Source organism: Pseudomonas sp. G2-4 (assembly GCF_030064125.1).
Classification (GTDB): domain Bacteria; phylum Pseudomonadota; class Gammaproteobacteria; order Pseudomonadales; family Pseudomonadaceae; genus Aquipseudomonas.
The window spans coordinates 1,080,089-1,095,380 of the sequence record NZ_CP125957.1 but is presented as its reverse complement, the minus strand read 5'-3'; the positions used below and the strand labels follow the sequence as shown (position 1 = coordinate 1,095,380).

At 59.4% G+C, this 15,292-nt stretch carries 16 protein-coding genes; 7 read left to right on the top strand and 9 right to left on the bottom strand.

What is annotated here, in order from left to right; genetic code table 11:
* Nucleotides 1-123 precede the first annotated feature (123 nt).
* Nucleotides 124-1,632: a DUF6630 family protein gene (locus QNH97_RS04750; RefSeq protein ID WP_283555832.1), complete on the top strand. Its 1,509-nt coding sequence runs from the start codon at nt 124-126 to the stop codon at nt 1,630-1,632.
* A 196-nt stretch (nt 1,633-1,828) separates the two neighbouring features.
* On the opposite strand, the gene QNH97_RS04745 is transcribed toward QNH97_RS04750, so the two are convergent.
* Entirely contained in the window at nt 1,829-2,374 is a 546-nt protein-coding gene (locus tag QNH97_RS04745) for a DUF4256 domain-containing protein (protein WP_283555831.1), read from the bottom strand.
* 165 nt (nt 2,375-2,539) lie between these two features.
* On the opposite strand from QNH97_RS04745, the gene QNH97_RS04740 reads away from it, so the two are divergent.
* The 4 genes from QNH97_RS04740 to QNH97_RS04725 all read left to right on the top strand — a co-directional run bounded on the left by QNH97_RS04740 (nt 2,540) and on the right by QNH97_RS04725 (nt 5,814).
* Nucleotides 2,540-3,685, top strand: a complete 1,146-nt coding sequence (locus QNH97_RS04740; RefSeq protein ID WP_283555830.1) for a hypothetical protein — start codon at nt 2,540-2,542, stop codon at nt 3,683-3,685.
* Nucleotides 3,679-4,440 (top strand): hypothetical protein, encoded by a 762-nt coding sequence (locus tag QNH97_RS04735; RefSeq protein WP_283555829.1) that lies wholly within the window; start codon nt 3,679-3,681, stop codon nt 4,438-4,440. The genes QNH97_RS04740 and QNH97_RS04735 overlap by 7 nt, the downstream gene beginning before the upstream one ends.
* Nucleotides 4,441-4,574: 134 nt before the next feature.
* Nucleotides 4,575-5,306 (top strand): transporter substrate-binding domain-containing protein, encoded by a 732-nt coding sequence (locus QNH97_RS04730; RefSeq protein ID WP_283555828.1) that lies wholly within the window; start codon nt 4,575-4,577, stop codon nt 5,304-5,306.
* A gap of 91 nt (nt 5,307-5,397) precedes the next feature.
* On the top strand, nt 5,398-5,814 hold the full coding sequence (locus QNH97_RS04725; protein WP_283555827.1) for a VOC family protein: 417 nt from the start codon (nt 5,398-5,400) through the stop codon (nt 5,812-5,814).
* A gap of 40 nt (nt 5,815-5,854) precedes the next feature.
* Here QNH97_RS04725 and QNH97_RS04720 read toward each other — a convergent pair whose 3' ends face one another.
* Nucleotides 5,855-6,226 carry a PH domain-containing protein gene (locus QNH97_RS04720; protein ID WP_283555826.1) on the bottom strand — a complete coding sequence of 124 codons (372 nt, stop codon included), beginning with the start codon at nt 6,224-6,226 and terminating at the stop codon, nt 5,855-5,857.
* A gap of 116 nt (nt 6,227-6,342) precedes the next feature.
* On the opposite strand from QNH97_RS04720, the gene QNH97_RS04715 reads away from it, so the two are divergent.
* Complete coding sequence (locus QNH97_RS04715; RefSeq protein WP_283555825.1) at nt 6,343-7,392, top strand: hypothetical protein; 1,050 nt, start codon at nt 6,343-6,345, stop codon at nt 7,390-7,392.
* Nucleotides 7,393-7,526: 134 nt separating this feature from the next.
* Here the strand turns inward: QNH97_RS04715 and QNH97_RS04710 are convergent, their stop codons facing one another.
* Complete coding sequence (locus QNH97_RS04710) at nt 7,527-8,240, bottom strand: FadR/GntR family transcriptional regulator (RefSeq protein WP_283555824.1); 714 nt, start codon at nt 8,238-8,240, stop codon at nt 7,527-7,529.
* A 96-nt stretch (nt 8,241-8,336) separates the two neighbouring features.
* Here QNH97_RS04710 and QNH97_RS04705 point away from each other — a divergent pair, with 96 nt between their 5' ends.
* Nucleotides 8,337-9,080, top strand: a complete 744-nt coding sequence (locus tag QNH97_RS04705) for a FadR/GntR family transcriptional regulator (RefSeq protein ID WP_003185251.1) — start codon at nt 8,337-8,339, stop codon at nt 9,078-9,080.
* 125 nt (nt 9,081-9,205) lie between these two features.
* On the opposite strand, the gene QNH97_RS04700 is transcribed toward QNH97_RS04705, so the two are convergent.
* The 6 genes from QNH97_RS04700 to QNH97_RS04675 all read right to left on the bottom strand — a co-directional run bounded on the left by QNH97_RS04700 (nt 9,206) and on the right by QNH97_RS04675 (nt 15,291).
* A complete protein-coding gene (locus QNH97_RS04700; protein WP_283555823.1) occupies nt 9,206-9,928 on the bottom strand; it encodes an oligogalacturonate-specific porin KdgM family protein in 723 nt (240 codons plus the stop codon).
* A gap of 132 nt (nt 9,929-10,060) precedes the next feature.
* Nucleotides 10,061-10,828, bottom strand: a complete 768-nt coding sequence (locus QNH97_RS04695) for an ABC transporter ATP-binding protein (RefSeq protein WP_283555822.1) — start codon at nt 10,826-10,828, stop codon at nt 10,061-10,063.
* A 10-nt stretch (nt 10,829-10,838) separates the two neighbouring features.
* Nucleotides 10,839-11,678 carry an ABC transporter ATP-binding protein gene (locus QNH97_RS04690; protein ID WP_283555821.1) on the bottom strand — a complete coding sequence of 280 codons (840 nt, stop codon included), beginning with the start codon at nt 11,676-11,678 and terminating at the stop codon, nt 10,839-10,841.
* Nucleotides 11,679-11,688: 10 nt separating this feature from the next.
* Complete coding sequence (locus QNH97_RS04685; RefSeq protein WP_283555820.1) at nt 11,689-12,597, bottom strand: ABC transporter permease; 909 nt, start codon at nt 12,595-12,597, stop codon at nt 11,689-11,691.
* Nucleotides 12,597-13,634 carry an ABC transporter permease gene (locus tag QNH97_RS04680; RefSeq protein WP_283555819.1) on the bottom strand — a complete coding sequence of 346 codons (1,038 nt, stop codon included), beginning with the start codon at nt 13,632-13,634 and terminating at the stop codon, nt 12,597-12,599. The genes QNH97_RS04685 and QNH97_RS04680 overlap by 1 nt, the downstream gene beginning before the upstream one ends.
* Nucleotides 13,635-13,668: 34 nt before the next feature.
* Entirely contained in the window at nt 13,669-15,291 is a 1,623-nt protein-coding gene (locus tag QNH97_RS04675; RefSeq protein ID WP_283555818.1) for an ABC transporter substrate-binding protein, read from the bottom strand.
* Nucleotide 15,292: the final 1 nt, after the last annotated feature.

Genomic DNA, 15,292 nt, shown 5'->3' with positions numbered 1-15,292 from the left:
AGAGGGGCGGTGCGACGTTTCGCCAAATCCCCTCGCCACACTGGGTGGTTTTCTGGACTGGGTGATGTGGCTGAGGAACGGCTAAGATGGCGCAGGTAAAAATCACAGGGAAAGGCAGGCGTGATGGCAGCTCGTTTTGATCCATTGGTTCATATCGATTGGAAAACACCCGGCGGTGAGTTGCTTGGGCTGCTGCAGCATTACTATCCCGACATCGGTGTGTTTGCCGGGCCGGAATTCGAGGCGTTGTTGGATGAGTTGTCCAACGAGATGCCCGAGGTCTGTTTCGAGGCGTTGGCGACTGTGTTGGCGCGTCACGGCTTCGACCTGTGGAATCTGGACGCTGGTGGCGATGATTACCGACCGGTGGTTTTCCCGGCCGATCAGCGCGAGGCGTTTGCGCAACACTGGCGGGAACAAAACGCAGAGCCAGGATACACGCCGACGTTGATCGAGCCGCCGAAACCTGTCGCAGTCGAGCGCAAAAAACACAAGGCCAAACGCAGCAAGTTGAATTGGTTGCAGGAAGTCCATGACTATCCCGGCGCCACCTATGTGCATGAATACAACTACCGCAACGGTTGGGCCGCCATCACCGAGCAGGACGAAGACCAGTGGTTGTGCTTTCTGATCGATTACAACCAATGGCCGCCCACCGAGCAGGACATGCTCGAACAGCGGACCGATGGCGTGGACGCCGCGGACTTGCAGCTCATCGATGCCGATGCCCAGCGCAGCCTGTGGAAGCGTCGGGTGACGCGCGGCGATTACAGTGCGGATGACCGTTACCAATACGAGATTCGGCAAGGCGATGAGATCGCGGCTTTCGGGCCCGCCGGGGCACAATGGCCCGAGTTTGAACAGCCCTGCGTGGTGATGGGCTCGGAGATATTCGAACGCCAGCGTATTTACGAACCCGAGCATGTGACCCGGATCTGGCGGATCACGGCGGACAGCAGCGAGGTGATTTTCGAGTACGCGGATGAACTGACGATCCTGCCCGTCGGCCCTGGTCGCTTGCTGTTCATGCAGCACAACGGCCCGCGCTGCTGGACTTGGAATCAAGAATCGCCGCACCAGGCCTTCGTCGCCAAACCGATGCCCGCTGAGGCCTATAAGCTGCGGGCCTCAACCCCGTACCTGGGCGGAGACGAGGTGTTGCTGTTCAGCGAAGGCGCGCGGCAGAACGTTGAGCATTCGGGTTATCAGGAGACGGTGCTGTTGGCGTGGCGCTTCAACTTCGTGACCGGCGCTACGACGAAGGCGCTGTTGGACGGCTTTGGCAGCGAGCTGCGCCAGGACACCCGCCTGCTGGTCACGCAGCCCAAGCAGGTCATCACGTTGCGCACGTTTCATGGGCAGCTTCATGTTGCCCGGGGGCATGGGGATTGGTGGGTGTGGAATTACCGGACCAATACGTTCGGCACACAGACGCTGGCGTGGTTTTGGAATCAGGACAGTAATGAGGTGGTGAAGCTGTCTTCCAAGGATATTGCGCGGGTGAAGCCGGAGATTCGTTACTTGGCGGCACAGGATCGGTATCTGGCGTTTGAGACGGAGTTTGTCGCGCGGTTGCCGGTGTTCAGTGAGATGGTTGAGGCCAAGGGGGGTGAGGTTTTGGTTTTTGAGTGAGGGGCTTCTGCCGCATTTCCTTCGACCGTACGCTATCACCGTGGCGAGGGAGCTTGCTCCCGCTCGGCTGCGCAGCAGTCGTAAAACCTGCTGATGCCGCTCTTCCTGGCACACCGTGGTGGATGGCTTTGGGGCTGCTGCGCAGCCCAGCGGGAGCAAGCTCCCTCGCCACGGGGTTAGCGGTGTTTTTGAGGGCTCAAACCCGCAGCAAACCGCGAAACCCTCTCGCCGCGTAATACGACTGCACGCCATTGTGGTAAACGAACACCCGGCCATAACGAAAGTCACCGAAAATCGCCCCGCCGAGGGCACGAAGCTCAGGGGGGGTTGCCAACCAGCTGGACGTCTTGGCATCGAATTCCCCCAGCTCCTGCAGCGCTCGGTACTGATCTTCCGTCAACAGGGCGATGCCCATCGCTTCGGCCATTTCAACCGCGCTGCCTGTTGGCTTGTTTTCCTTGCGAGCGTCCAGGGCTGCGCGGTCGTAGCAGAGGCTTCGGCGACCGGTCGGGCTTTCTTTGGCGCAATCGCAGAAGGTGACAACGCCGGTCTCTTTATCGTGGCCGATCACGTCCGGTTCGCCGCCGGTAGCTTCCATTGCCTGGAGCGACTTCAGGACGTTAAGGTTGCCTTCCAACCTGGCCTGGACGTCGGCCCATGGGATACCTGGGTGACGATGGGGGTTTTGTTCGAAGCGGGCTTTAAAAGTTTGGAGAAGGTTTTCCTGGTCTTGTTTTTTCATGGTTTTGGGTCCGTTGGTGGCCGGTTCCAAATCTTGGCAGTACCAGCGTAGCAACCCCATTGAGGCGTGAGGTCAGAAACCAATATCCATCCAGGAATATCAAGAATTTTGCACGCTATCACAACCTCTGATACCGTGCTGAAATCCTGATACGGAAGAAAGACCATGACAGCTATCCGCCAAGATCAAGACCTCCCGGAAAGACCTGATCTGATCGAGCTCAAAGTCTACGTAGAAAGCGTGCTTGGCCTGAAGCTGCGCCTGAAGCCGTGGGAGCACGTCAAGATCCTTCCGTATGCGTTACGTGATCGCTACGAGTTTTTCGTCACGGAAATCTTCGGGGCCGGCTGCCTCATTCTCAAGGAACGTCCACAGCGTGAAGCCAGCGTTGCGGATGTCGCCAAGCATATTCAGGCCATCCACAACTTTCAGGCATATAAAAAGCTGCCCGAGACCGGCGACTTGATGATTTTCGTCACAGACACACTTCCGAGTTATGACCGCAAGCGGCTGGTGGAGAAAGGCGTCCAGTTCATCGTGCCGGGCAATCAGCTTTTTCTTCCGGCCTTTGGCATGGATTTGCGTGAGTACTACCGCCAGCGCCTGGAAAAACCTCAGGTTCTGAGCCCCGCCACCCAAGCCATGCTGATTCAATTCCTGATCAAGGGATGGCACCACCAGCTCCTGACCTCTCGCGTTACCTTCGAGAAGTCCTTTACCTACGCGAAAATGACCGTCAGCAGAGCAATCAAGGAACTGACCGACTTGGACATTGTTAAGCCTGGAAAGGAAATGGGTGAGGCCGCGATCCTGTTTCACCTGTCCCCCAAGGAGACTTGGGAGATGGCCAAGGAATCCATGCGCACGCCGGTCAAAAAAGCACTTTGGCTCAATGCAATTCCCCAGGTTTTTGACGACACCCCAATGTTGCTGGCCGGAGAAACGGCCCTGGCTGAAATGAGTCTTCTCGCTGCCCCAAAAGTCCCTTGCTTTGCAATGACCGCAGCGCAGTTCGAGCATGTCCGGGAGCTTGCTCAAACTGAAAAGAATGCAGCCTACGGGGAAGAATTCGGCGCTTGGGGCTCAACTTCGAAAACAGCCAAGTCGAAACTCGAGACCACCGCGCCCTACCTCGAAGTACCGCCAAACCACGCCGCATGCTGCATTCAGTTTTGGAGTTATGAACCACCACGCAGCAACATCGCCACGGGGACGGTAGACCCCTTTTCGCTCTATCTGAGCCTCAAGGATGACCATGACGAGCGCGTGCAAATGTGTCTCGATGAAATGATGGAGAACGTGAAATGGTAGTGGGTGTAGACCGGTTTCGAGAATATTTCAGGGACTTCCAGGACAGCTACGTTCTGATCGGTGGGGTGGCCGCGGCGATTGCAATGGAGGAACTGGGTGAGGAGTTCCGACTGACCAAGGATCTGGATATCGTCCTGGTCGTCGAGGCACTGGATCGTGCGTTCGTCGGGCAGTTCTGGAAGTTCATCAAGGACGGCGGCTATGCCATTCGCCAGAATGGGGACAGCGATGGAGACTCCCCGGTTTTTTATCGTTTCCAGAATCCTGAAGACAAATCCTTTCCCGTTCAGGTCGAGCTGTTTTCCCGTGTACCGGATGGCCTGGAGCACGAAGAAGCGGCCAGAATGACCAAGGTCCCTGTGGAGGAGCAAGCCGCCAGCCTGTCTGCGATCATTCTTGATGATGAGTACTACGCCTTTCTCCTGGCCGGCGTGGATCACACTCAGGATATCAGCCACATCGGTGCTGATCGGCTCGTTCCCCTCAAGGCCCATGCCTGGCTTAACAAGAAGGCGCTGCTTGAGAGCGGCGTACGCGTGGATCGTCGGGACATCAATAAACACTTCAGGGATGTGATCTTCCTAGCGGTCGGTCTCACTGAGGGAATGGCCCAGCTTCCTGATCGAATGGCTGACGACTTGAAGTCATTTCTCAGCCAGGTGCCGGCTGAGCTGGCCTCTAACCCGAGTGTTTACAAAAAGGTCGATGGTGAGCGTTTGGTCAAGACCATTCAAGAGGCTTTTGGCCTAGATTGAATCAGGTTTTATGCACGCTATCAGCAAGGTTGATAGCGTGTGAAATTCATGATTATCGAACGTAACAGCTTGGTCATTTCCACACTTTGCCCAGCTGATGAAAACCAATCACCCCCCTACCCGGAGCAATAAGGATGACGTCTCTCGACCGTGCAGTGCTTGAAGATCTGGCCCCAAAAGGAGTGCTGCGTGCCGCAATCAACTTCGGTAACCCCGTGTTGGCTCAACAGGTTCCGGACGGCTCCCCACAAGGCGTGTCCGTAGCCTTGGCCAAGGCATTGGCCCAGGAGCTGGGTGCACAATTGGAGATGCTCACTTTTGATGCCGCCGGCAAAGTATTTGCGGCGCTGGATGAGGACGTGTGGGACGTCGCATTCCTGGCCATTGAGCCGGTGCGCGAAGAACAGATTGCGTTCAGCGAACCTTACGTCATTATCGAAGGGACTTATCTGGTGGCAGCTGATTCGGGCTATCAGCACGTCCAGGATCTCGACCAGCCGGGACTCAAACTCGCCGTTGGCAAAGGCGCAGCGTACGACCTTTTTCTTTCTCGCACGTTGGAACATGCGCAACTCGAACGGGCTGCGACCTCTGCGGCGGCGGTAGACCTGTACATCGAAAAATCCCTGGATGCAGCAGCCGGTGTGAGGCAGCCGCTGGAGAAAGTGGCGGCCAACAACCCGGCATATCGCGTGCTCGCCAGCGCCTTCACCTCCATCAGGCAAGCCATGGCGGTTCCAAGGGACCGTAAAGCCGGCGCCGCCTACGTGAGGGATTTCATTGAACGAAAGAAAGCAGACGGTTTCGTGCGTGCGGCCTTGATCGAAAGCGGCCAGGCGGACGTGACCGTCGCGCCTTTAGCCTAAGCGCAGCCGTCTGGACCCACCGTCAACCCGCGTTGTCCACTATGGTGAAGAAACCCTTTGGCCCTGCCACCACTAAATACAGGAGGCCTGTATGCGGAACTTCACGATCCAACGTATCGACCACATCGTCCTGCGGGTAAAAGACCTCGAGCGTAGCCTCGCTTTCTACACGTCGGTGCTTGGTTGCGAGCTCAAGAAGCGCCGGGACGATCTAGGCATGCTTCATCTGAGCACCGGTGTGTCGATGATCGATCTGGTTGCTGTTGATGGCCCCCTCGGTCGCCAGGGCGGGCCGGCGGCCGGTGAGCAAGGGCACAACGTCGATCACCTCTGCCTGCGTATCGAGCCGTTCGATGAACCAGCCCTTCTCGCTCATTTGACTTCAGCCGGACTGAGCGTTGAGAAAGCGCAGATGCGCTATGGCGCGGAGGGAAAGGGCTGGTCGATTTATTGCCTCGATCCGGACGGCAACCAGATTGAGCTGAAGGGGCCGGCGTTGGAGCCCTGAGCGCCCACAGAGGATTGGCGATGGACACTGAGCTTGCTGATCAGGTCAGGAGGTGTTTGGAGATCACCTTGGAGATTTCCACAATGCCGGTCTTGCCGGTGAATTCGAACTTCACTTTGCCCAGGGATGAAAAGTAGATCTCCAGCTCAGAGTCCAGATCAAAGGTGCCGGAGGTTTCGACCGAGTAGGCGACGATGTTTTTGTAGGGCAAGGAAGTGAAGTCTTTCTTGCTGCCGGTGATGCCTTGCACGTTGACCGCGATGATGCGTTTGTTGGTGAAGACCACCCCATCACGCATGGATTTATAAGCGTCGATGACCTGTTCGCCGTCCAGCAGCAGGGCCTTGACGCGTTCGGCGTACTCGTCGTTTTGCTTGAGCTTGAAGAAGCCTTTGTTGTTGAAGTCGATCATCAGTAAGTCCTTGTAGAGAAGATAATGGGTGGCCTGCGGCTCAGCAGCAGGTGATGGACGCAATAGTGGCACTTCAGTAGCATTTGCCAACTTTATCGATCCTTCAAGGATGGCCCATGCTCACCCTGCCCCGCTGCTCTTCCTCGTTGTTAGCGTTGTCGGCGTTGTTTGTATTACTCGGCGGCTGCAGCGTCAACGGCTCTTACCCCGACGCCACCGAGCCAGACGCTGCCAAGTTGCGGTTCGTCGCCAATACCAGCAACGCCACGCTGGATTATTTCGATGCAGCCCATTGCGACGGGCAAACCACGGGTATTCTCAACAACCTGCTGTTGAGTGATACCGCGCGGCGGGTGGGCATGAGTGTTCCCGCGCCGAAGGACGCCAAGGGCTATCTGGAGGTCAAGCTCAAGCCCGGCGAGCAGATTCACCTGCGCACCAACATGAACACCGGTTATGCCGTGTGCGGCAAAGGCTTCAACTTTACCCCCGAAGCCAATGGGGAATACGAGGTGACCTTCAAGTCCGAGAAGAACTTTTGCCAGACTCAGTTGCAACGCTTGCAACGGGTCGACGGCAAGGACGTGCGTACGCCGATCCTGCTCTTGAAGAAAGACTTCCCCGCCTGCGCCGGACGCAATCCGCTGTTTCCCAAGACCTACCCGGACACGCCCCATCGCCTGGAACTGATGAACCGGGTCATCGACAAAAGCCTGGTCGTCACCGTAAAGACCGATCCAGCCAAGGAAAAAATCGAAAGTTATTCGCCAGACAAACTGGACACCTTGATCAGCGAACGCAAGGCCAAGCTCGGCTTCGAGCTGCCGGCTGACTACTGGACGCTGTACCGGGAAAACCTGAAGACGTTTGGCGATGACATGGCGCAGAAAAAAGCGCGCTCGATGGAACGCTTCAAGGAGGAATACCAGGTGCGCCTGCGGCAGTTGAAGGATGAGCAATTGGAACAGTGGGCGTTGCCCAAAACCGCCAATGCCAAGCCGGAGAAAGCCGAGATCGATCTGGACGTCGCGATGATGGTTGAGTATTTCCGCATCGGCAATGGCGTGACCGTCGAAGCCGTGGATCATCATTTGGAAAGAATGGCGCAGATGGATGAGCGTTATGGGGTATGTGCACGGTTTGCGGAGTGCTGGAAGCGCAACTAGCAGGAACACTTTACCCGGGATATTTCCATGGCTGTGCCGCCGTCATCGCGAGCAAGCTCGCTCCCACAGGGGGGGCGGTGGTGGACCCAGCATTTGCGAGCACCCGAGATCAAAAGCTGTGGGGGCGGCGGAGGTTATTGCGCCGTCAACTCAACCACACCCCGAACCCGCTGCAGCATATTGATCAAATGCAGGCGCATCGATGCCCGCGCCGCTTCCGCATCCCGCCGCGCCAGCGCGGCATAGATCTGCTCACGCTCTCGAACCAGCAACGCCCGATTCTCGTCCGTCACCACAGGCCCGGCCTGTTGCACCACCGCGATCAGCGTGTTGCCCACATGGGCAATGGCATCGATAAAAAAACTGTTGCCGGTGCACTGGGCGATCTGCAAATGAAATTCGAAATCCACCCGGGCGCTTTCGTCATCCGTGGCCTCGAAAGCGTTCGCTGCATCCAGCGCCTCACGCATCGCCTGCAACTGTTCCGGCGTGGCCCGTTGTGCGGCGATGCCAGCCGCTTCCACTTCCAGGCTCAGGCGCAGTTCGATCACCGCCAGGGCGTCGTAGGCGCCGCCCTTTACATGCTTGCTGCCCTGGAAATCCCCCGGGCGTGCAGTGTCGACCACAAAGGTGCCGATGCCGTGGCGCGTTTCCACCAAGCCTTCGGCCTGGAGCCGCGACATGGCTTCGCGAACCACCGTCCGACTGACGCCACGGTCCTTGATGATGACCTGTTCGGTGGGCAATTTACTGCCCGCGGGCAGTTCGCCGGCCAGTATCTGCTGCGTCAGGTCGACCACCAGTTGCTGGGTCATGCTCAGGCGTCGATCGGGTGTGACACGGTCCATTGCACCTATCCATTAAAGCCAGACGATCGCGCATTATAGCCGCGACCTCGCGGCAAAACGCACTATAATGCCCGCTGATCACTCAAGAGCAAGCCGATGACGGATCAAGCGTTATCTCCACTGAACAAGCCGCGCCGCCTCGCCGAAACCCTGGTCGACCGCTTTGCCCAGCGCATGCGTGAAGGCATTCTCAAGCGCGGCGAAAAGCTCCCCACCGAAGTGCACATCATGGAGGCCGAAGGCGTCAGTCGTTCGGTGGTGCGTGAGGCGCTGTCGCGCTTGCAGGCGGCGGGGCTGGTGGAAACGCGGCATGGCGTCGGCACCTTTGTCCTGGACATGCCGGCACCGGAGGGCTTTACCCTAGGGCCGGCGACCATTGCGACGTTGTCGGATGTGCTCAATCTGCTGGAGTTTCGCCTGAGCCTGGAAGTCCAGGCCGCTGGCATGGCCGCCGAGCGCGCAACACCCGAAGCCCTGGCCGAACTGGCCCAGGCTTTGGAGGCGTTGCTGCAAGGGCCGGAAAAATCCGGTACGACCATCAATGCCGATTTCCAGTTTCATCTGAAAATCGCCAAGGCCGCCGGCAATTACTACCTGATCGACATCATGAAGCACCTGGGTACCAAGCTGATCCCGCGTACCCGCATGAACTCCGCTTATTCCGGGCAAAGTGATCGCAGTGCTTACTTGCAAGGGATCAACGCCGAACATCAGCAGATCTTCGACGCCATCGCCAGCGGCAATGTCGATGCGGCGCGGGCGGCCATGTACTTGCATTTGAGCAATAGCCGCATGCGCCTGTGTGAAACCCAGCAACGCCAGGCGTTCTACAACGAATAACCCCCGCCCCCCTGTGGGAGCGAGCTTGCTCGCGATAGCGGCGGATCAGTCAACATTAATGTGGCTGATACACCGCCATCGCGAGCAAGCTCGCTCCCACAAGTTGATCTCGGTGCTTCAATAACTTAGAAGAAGCTGTATTTAACACCGACCCGCAGCCGCAACTGGCGATCACTGTCGACCGAGTTGACTTTGATATCACCCACTTCAAAGAACGGTGCCCAGCGTTTATCCCACTGATACTTGACCACGGCGTTCTGCTCATAGTCATCGGTACCGCCGTTATAACGAATGTAGTCGGCATCGAAGTAAGTCAACTGATATTCGTAGGCCCACGGTCCTTGAGGGCCATAGTTGATATAAACATCGTAACGGTTGACCTGCTGATCGTCCTGGCCATTATGCGGCACGTCACGGTCGATCTGGTCGCGGTCCAGCTTGGCTGAATCAAGACGATAGCGACCGGCAATGCTCAGCTCCTTGTTCACGCGGTAACCCAGGCGCAGGCCCAGTTTGTAGGTGGTGGACTCCTCGTCGCTGTCCAGGGCAAGCGAAGGCGTCAGCGTCCAACGGTCATTGAGCTTGTGCTGGTAGTTGACGGTAAATTCATGGCCGCTGCCCACGGTATTGTCGAAGGCGACGTCTTGCCGGTCACCCGCCGTCTTGTATTTGAGTTCACCTTCCAGGCCCACGCCGTTGTCCAGTCGTATACCGAACTTGGCACGGTCGGCGTGCATGCGGGTTTTCTCCGCATATTGGTGACGCACATTGATGTAGCCGGTATCGGCCAGTGCAACAACCGAAGTGAACAATGAAACGAGGGAAACTAATACAAGTGTCTTTTTCATGTTTTTTATTCTTGTTGGTTGAAAGGTTAGTTAGGGCAGACGCTAAATCACAGGCGAGCGCGTGCGCGGCATTGATACCTGGGCTTCAACGTTTTTTACGGGTTAAAACAAGTACAGCTAATTAATAGAACCTCAAACAGCGATGGGCACGCGTTGTATGTCGCGGCTGGCCTGCACCAACAAACGGGTATACGCGTGCGTGGCACCGTCGCTCGCCAGAAGCTGACTGTCGAGCGTCTCCACCACCCTGCCCTGCTGCATCACCGCGACCCGATCGCACAAGTGGGCAACCACCGCCAAATCGTGGGTGACCATCAGGTAGGTCAGTCCTTCCTGGCGGCGCAGGTCGGCCAGCAGGTTGAGGATTTCCGCCTGCACCGAGACATCCAGCGCCGAGGTCGGCTCGTCCAGCAACAGAACTCGGGGACGCAGAATCAGCGCGCGAGCAATCGCCACCCGCTGTCGCTGACCACCGGACAACTGATGCGGATAACGGAAACGAAAGCTGTCGTTCAAGCCGACCTTGCGCAGGATCTCGCTGACCTTCTGCGTGCGCCCGTCGATGCCATGGATGCGCAACGGTTCTTGCAGCGCAGCATCGACGGTATAGCGCGGATGCAATGAGGCATATGGATCCTGGAACACCATCTGCACCGTGCGGTAGTGATTCAGCGGCAGCTTTCGTGTCACGGCCTGGCCGGCGACTTGCAGTTGTCCGGACCAATGCTGGTACTGCCCCGCCAGGCAACGCAGCACGGTGGTCTTGCCCGAGCCGGACTCCCCCACCAAACCAAATGCCTCGCCTTCGGCCACGCTCAAATCGACGTCGTGCAGTACTGCGTTCAGTGCCGAACCGGTACCAAAACTGAGGTTCAGGCCGGCGATTTCAATCATGCTCATGACAGGCTCCTCAAGCGTTCAACCAGAGTGGGTCACGCTGCAACACCGGCAGCGTGGCGCGTGGATGGTCCAGGCTGGGCAGTGCGGCCAACAGGCCACGGGTGTAGGGATGACTGGCTTGGTCCAGGTCGGCGGCGGCAATCGACTCGACCACGCGGCCGGCGTACATCACCAGCACGCGGTCGCAGAAGTGCCGCACCAGGTTCAGGTCGTGACTGATGAAAATCAGCCCCAGGTCACGTTCGCTGACCAGCTCCTCCAGCACATTGAGCACCTGCCGGCGCACCGACACGTCCAGCGCCGAAGTGGGCTCGTCGGCGATGATCACCTGGGGATCGGTGATCACCATCATGGCGATCATGATCCGCTGACCCATGCCGCCCGAAACTTCGTGTGGGTACAAATCGTAGACCCGCTGCGGGTCGCGGATGTGCACCTTGGCGAGCATGTCCAAGGCGCGCTCGCGGGCCTCGCGATGGGGCACTTTATGGTGGGCCAGGTATGCCTCGGCGATTTGTTCGCCGACCCGCACCACCGGGTTCAGCGAGTACTTGGGGTCTTGCATGATCATCGACATGCGTGCGCCACGAATCGCCTGGATCTGCTTTTCGCTGGCGGCCAGCAGGTCGATATCGGCGAAGCGCAAGGTCTTGGCGGTGACCCGTGCCGTCGGTGGATGCAGACGCAAAAGGCTGCGGCCAACGGTGGATTTACCCGAGCCGGACTCACCGACAATGGCGAGTTTTTCCCGGCCCAGGGTGAACGACACCTCACGCACGGTCAGGGAGGTTTTGCCGGCGTTGCGGAATTCCACACACAAGTCCTGCACGGCAAGCTTTATCTCAGTCATGGGCTTTTCCTCAGGATTGGCTGCGTGGGTCAAGGACGTCGCGCAAGCCGTCGCCCAACAGGTTGAACGCCAGGCTGACCAGCATGATCGCCGCACCCGGCGCCGCCACCAGCCACCAGCTTTCGAGCATGTAGCGCCGCCCGGTGGAGATCATCGCGCCCCACTCCGGCAGTGGTGCCTGGGCGCCCAAGCCGAGAAAGCCCAGGGCGGCGGCGGTGAGGATGATGCTCGCCATGTTCATGGTCAGGCGGATAATCACCGACGACAGGCACATCGGGATGATGTGGCGCAGGATGACGCGGGTACTCGATGCGCCCTGGAGCTGCACCGCGACGACAAAATCAGCGTTGCGCAGCGGCAGTGTTTCGGCGCGGGCCAAGCGGGCAATCGGCGGCCATGCCGTCAGTGCGATGGCGATCACCGCATGTTCCAATCCCGGGCCGAGGGCGGCAATGAACGCCAGCGCCAACACCAGGCTGGGGAACGAGATGAAGATGTCGGTGATGCGCATGAACAGGCTGTCGACCCAGCCGCCGAAGTAGCCGGAAACCGTCCCGACCAACAGGCCGATGGGGCCGACAATCACGGTCACCAGCAAGACGATGTACAGGGTGATGCGCGAGCCATACACCAATCGTGCAAAGACATCACGGCCGTATTCGTCCGTGCCGAACCAGTGCGCGCCGCTGGGGGCCTGCAACGCCCCGGCGAGGTTCTGCAACAGCGGATCGTGGCCTGCGATCCAGGGCGCGAAAGCCGCGACCAGCATCAGGGTCGAGACGACGACCAGGCCGGCGAAGGTCATCGGGTTACGCAGTAAAAAACGCAGCAGGCGCAAAGTGCTGGCGGCCATCGCTGCAGTACTGGAAGCGGGCAACGCGGCGGCGCCGGGTGCGCTGGAAGCCAGGGGCAGGTTCATTAGCGAGTCCTCGGGTCGAAGATCTTGTACAGCGCATCGCTGATCAGGTTCAGCGTCACGAAGATGAGGCCGATCAGCAGCACGCAAGCCATCACCGCGTTCATGTCGCCGAGCAGCAAACTGCTGGTCAGGTACTGGCCGAAGCCCGGCCAGGCGAACACGGTTTCGATCAACACCGCGCCTTCCAGCAGGCCGCCGTAGGCCAGCGCGACAATGGTCAACAGCTGCACGCGGATGTTGCCGAAGGCATGCCCCCAGACGATCCGGCGCTGGGACAAACCCTTGACCCGGGCAGTGATGATGTATTCCTGGGACAGCTGCTCAAGCATGAAGCTGCGGGTCATGCGGCTGATGTAGGCCACCGAGTTGAAGCTGAGGATCACCGCCGGCAGCAGGATGTGGCGCAACGCACTGCGAAAGGCCTCCCAGTCGCCAGACCAGGCGGTGTCGATCAACAGCAGTCCGGTGTGTCTGGGGATCAGCCCGTCATAGGCCAGGCCGATGCGTCCGACGCCACCGGCCCAACCCAGCCAGGCGTAGAACACCAGGAAGGCCATCATGCCGATCCAGAAAATCGGTGTGGAGTAACCGAACAGCGTGATCAGCCGTGCGACATGGTCACCGGCGCGACCCTGGTGGGTCGCGGCGTAGACACCCAGCGGCAAGCCCGCCAGCACGCCGAACAGAATGGCCAGGGTCGCCAGTTCCAACGTCGCCGGGAAGACCCGGGCGATGTCGGTGATGACCGGGTTGCCGGTCAACAAGGCCATGCCGAAGTCACCGTGGAGCAGGTCGCCGAGGTAGATCGCGAACTGGGTCCACAACGGCTTGTCCAGGCCCAGCTCTTTGTACACCTGGGCGTAGGCCGAGGCGTCGGCGTCCGGGCCGACGATGGCCAGTACCGGGTCCAGGGGCATCACTCGACCGATGAAAAAGGTCAGTAGCAGCAACCCCAGCAGCGTCACCGCCACCGAGCCGCCGCGTCGAGTCGCCGAAGCGGCCCGGGTGGTCCAGATTGAAAAGGATGCAGTCGACATGTTCATTCCTGCCTTGGCCGTGTGGCCGTCGATTTCAGCGCTGCTTGTAGACGTCCCGAAGACGCGTGGTGGCGGCGGTGTGGCCAATGTAGTTGCGCACATCCGCGTGGATCACCACTTCATCAACCATCTGTGAGACCGGCATGATCGCCCCGGCCTGTTGGTCGTAGAGGGTCTGGATCTGCGCATAGATTTCGCGCTGGCGCCCGGGGTCACGCTCGCGCTCGGCCTGCTCGATCAACTGATTGAGTTGCGGATCGAAGAACGAGGTGCGCCAGCCCTGGAAGTTGCTCAACTTGGCTTCGGTGCGGTTGTCCGGGTTGTACACCAGGGCCCGCAGGCTCGAATGGGGATGACGCTCCGCCCCGCCACCGCCGCGACCGACGAGGATGTCGAACTGACGGTCGCGCATCGCCCCATAGATCTGGTTGCCGGTGCCGGTGATGATCGTTGCCTGGATCCCCGCCTGGGCCAGCGTCGCTTGCAGGCTGGTGGCGATATTGATGAACGGCGGATCAGTCAACGAACGGATAGTCACTTTGAAGCCGTCGGCGTGACCGGCCGCCGCCAACAGACGCTTGGCCTCGGCTACGTCCAGGCGATAGCCCGGATCGTCCAGGCGTGCCGGTAACCCCAACTGCAAGGGTCGTTGATTGATCACACCGTAATGTGGCATCACCACATCATTGATGCCCTGATAGTCGATCAGCAAGCGGATGGCCTGGCGCACGCGGATGTCCTGGAACAGCGGCTGCTGCATGCTCATCGCCACGTAGTACAGCGTGCCCCGAGCGATGCTCTGGATGCGCACCTCATCGACCTTGCCCAGGGCCTTGATGTCGGTGGCTGCCATGCCCCGGGCGACGTCCAGGTCACCGCGCTCGACCATCAGCCGCAGCGCCTGGGATTCGGTCATGTTGCGCATGATCACCCGGCGCAACTTCGGGGCGCCGCGCCAATAGTCGTCATTGCGGCTCATCAGGATCACGTCGTTGGCGCGCCAGATGTCGAGCTTGAACGCGCCGGAGCCGGCCGTGTGAGTCGCCAGCCAGGCTGCGCCCTGGTCATCGCCGACCTGATGCTGCAAGGCGACGCTGCGATCAATGATGAAGGCGCTGGGTGAGGTCGCCAGGGTGTTGAGCACCAACATCGGATCGGTGCTGCGCGGCAGTTCCATGACAAAGGTGTGCGGCCCTTCGGCTCGCATCAACTTGACGACGTTGTCGGCGGTGAAACCGTAGGCTTTCCAAGTGGAGGCCAGGGCGCGGTTGAGGATAACCACGCGCTGCAACGACCAGGCGACGTCTTGCGCAGTGAGCGGCGTGCCAGAGTGAAAAAGCACGTCATCGCGCAGCTGGAAGGTCAGGCGCATGCGGTCGGGGCTGATCGCCCAGGTTTTCGCCAGGGCCGGAATCAGCGTGTCCGGCTGCGCCGCGTCCTGCTCCAGAAGCATGTCGTAGACGTTGGCGTTGACCTCGGCGACCTCCAGGCCCGTCGCGGCGGCGGGGTCCAGGGACAGTAGGTTGATCATGCTCATGCCCACCACCAATTGGTCGGGGGGCGTTTCGCCTTGGGCCAGGCTGACGGGCACCTGCACTGCGCACAGGGCCACGGTGACACACAGCAGCCGGGTCAGGCGCTTGGGCCAGAGATTCATG

Excerpts from the sequence above, each read along its gene's own strand:
- QNH97_RS04690 (WP_283555821.1), bottom strand. The coding sequence starts at position 11,678 with ATGACTGAGATAAAGCTTGCCGTGCAGGACTTGTGTGTGGAATTCCGC.
- QNH97_RS04715 (WP_283555825.1), top strand. The coding sequence starts at position 6,343 with ATGCTCACCCTGCCCCGCTGCTCTTCCTCGTTGTTAGCGTTGTCGGCG.
- QNH97_RS04745 (WP_283555831.1), bottom strand. The coding sequence starts at position 2,374 with ATGAAAAAACAAGACCAGGAAAACCTTCTCCAAACTTTTAAAGCCCGC.
- QNH97_RS04735 (WP_283555829.1), top strand. The coding sequence starts at position 3,679 with ATGGTAGTGGGTGTAGACCGGTTTCGAGAATATTTCAGGGACTTCCAG.
- QNH97_RS04750 (WP_283555832.1), top strand. The coding sequence starts at position 124 with ATGGCAGCTCGTTTTGATCCATTGGTTCATATCGATTGGAAAACACCC.
- QNH97_RS04705 (WP_003185251.1), top strand. The coding sequence starts at position 8,337 with ATGACGGATCAAGCGTTATCTCCACTGAACAAGCCGCGCCGCCTCGCC.
- QNH97_RS04720 (WP_283555826.1), bottom strand. The coding sequence starts at position 6,226 with ATGATCGACTTCAACAACAAAGGCTTCTTCAAGCTCAAGCAAAACGAC.
- QNH97_RS04740 (WP_283555830.1), top strand. The coding sequence starts at position 2,540 with ATGACAGCTATCCGCCAAGATCAAGACCTCCCGGAAAGACCTGATCTG.
- QNH97_RS04725 (WP_283555827.1), top strand. The coding sequence starts at position 5,398 with ATGCGGAACTTCACGATCCAACGTATCGACCACATCGTCCTGCGGGTA.
- QNH97_RS04710 (WP_283555824.1), bottom strand. The coding sequence starts at position 8,240 with ATGGACCGTGTCACACCCGATCGACGCCTGAGCATGACCCAGCAACTG.
- QNH97_RS04685 (WP_283555820.1), bottom strand. The coding sequence starts at position 12,597 with ATGAACCTGCCCCTGGCTTCCAGCGCACCCGGCGCCGCCGCGTTGCCC.
- QNH97_RS04675 (WP_283555818.1), bottom strand. The coding sequence starts at position 15,291 with ATGAATCTCTGGCCCAAGCGCCTGACCCGGCTGCTGTGTGTCACCGTG.
- QNH97_RS04695 (WP_283555822.1), bottom strand. The coding sequence starts at position 10,828 with ATGAGCATGATTGAAATCGCCGGCCTGAACCTCAGTTTTGGTACCGGT.
- QNH97_RS04700 (WP_283555823.1), bottom strand. The coding sequence starts at position 9,928 with ATGAAAAAGACACTTGTATTAGTTTCCCTCGTTTCATTGTTCACTTCG.
- QNH97_RS04680 (WP_283555819.1), bottom strand. The coding sequence starts at position 13,634 with ATGTCGACTGCATCCTTTTCAATCTGGACCACCCGGGCCGCTTCGGCG.
- QNH97_RS04730 (WP_283555828.1), top strand. The coding sequence starts at position 4,575 with ATGACGTCTCTCGACCGTGCAGTGCTTGAAGATCTGGCCCCAAAAGGA.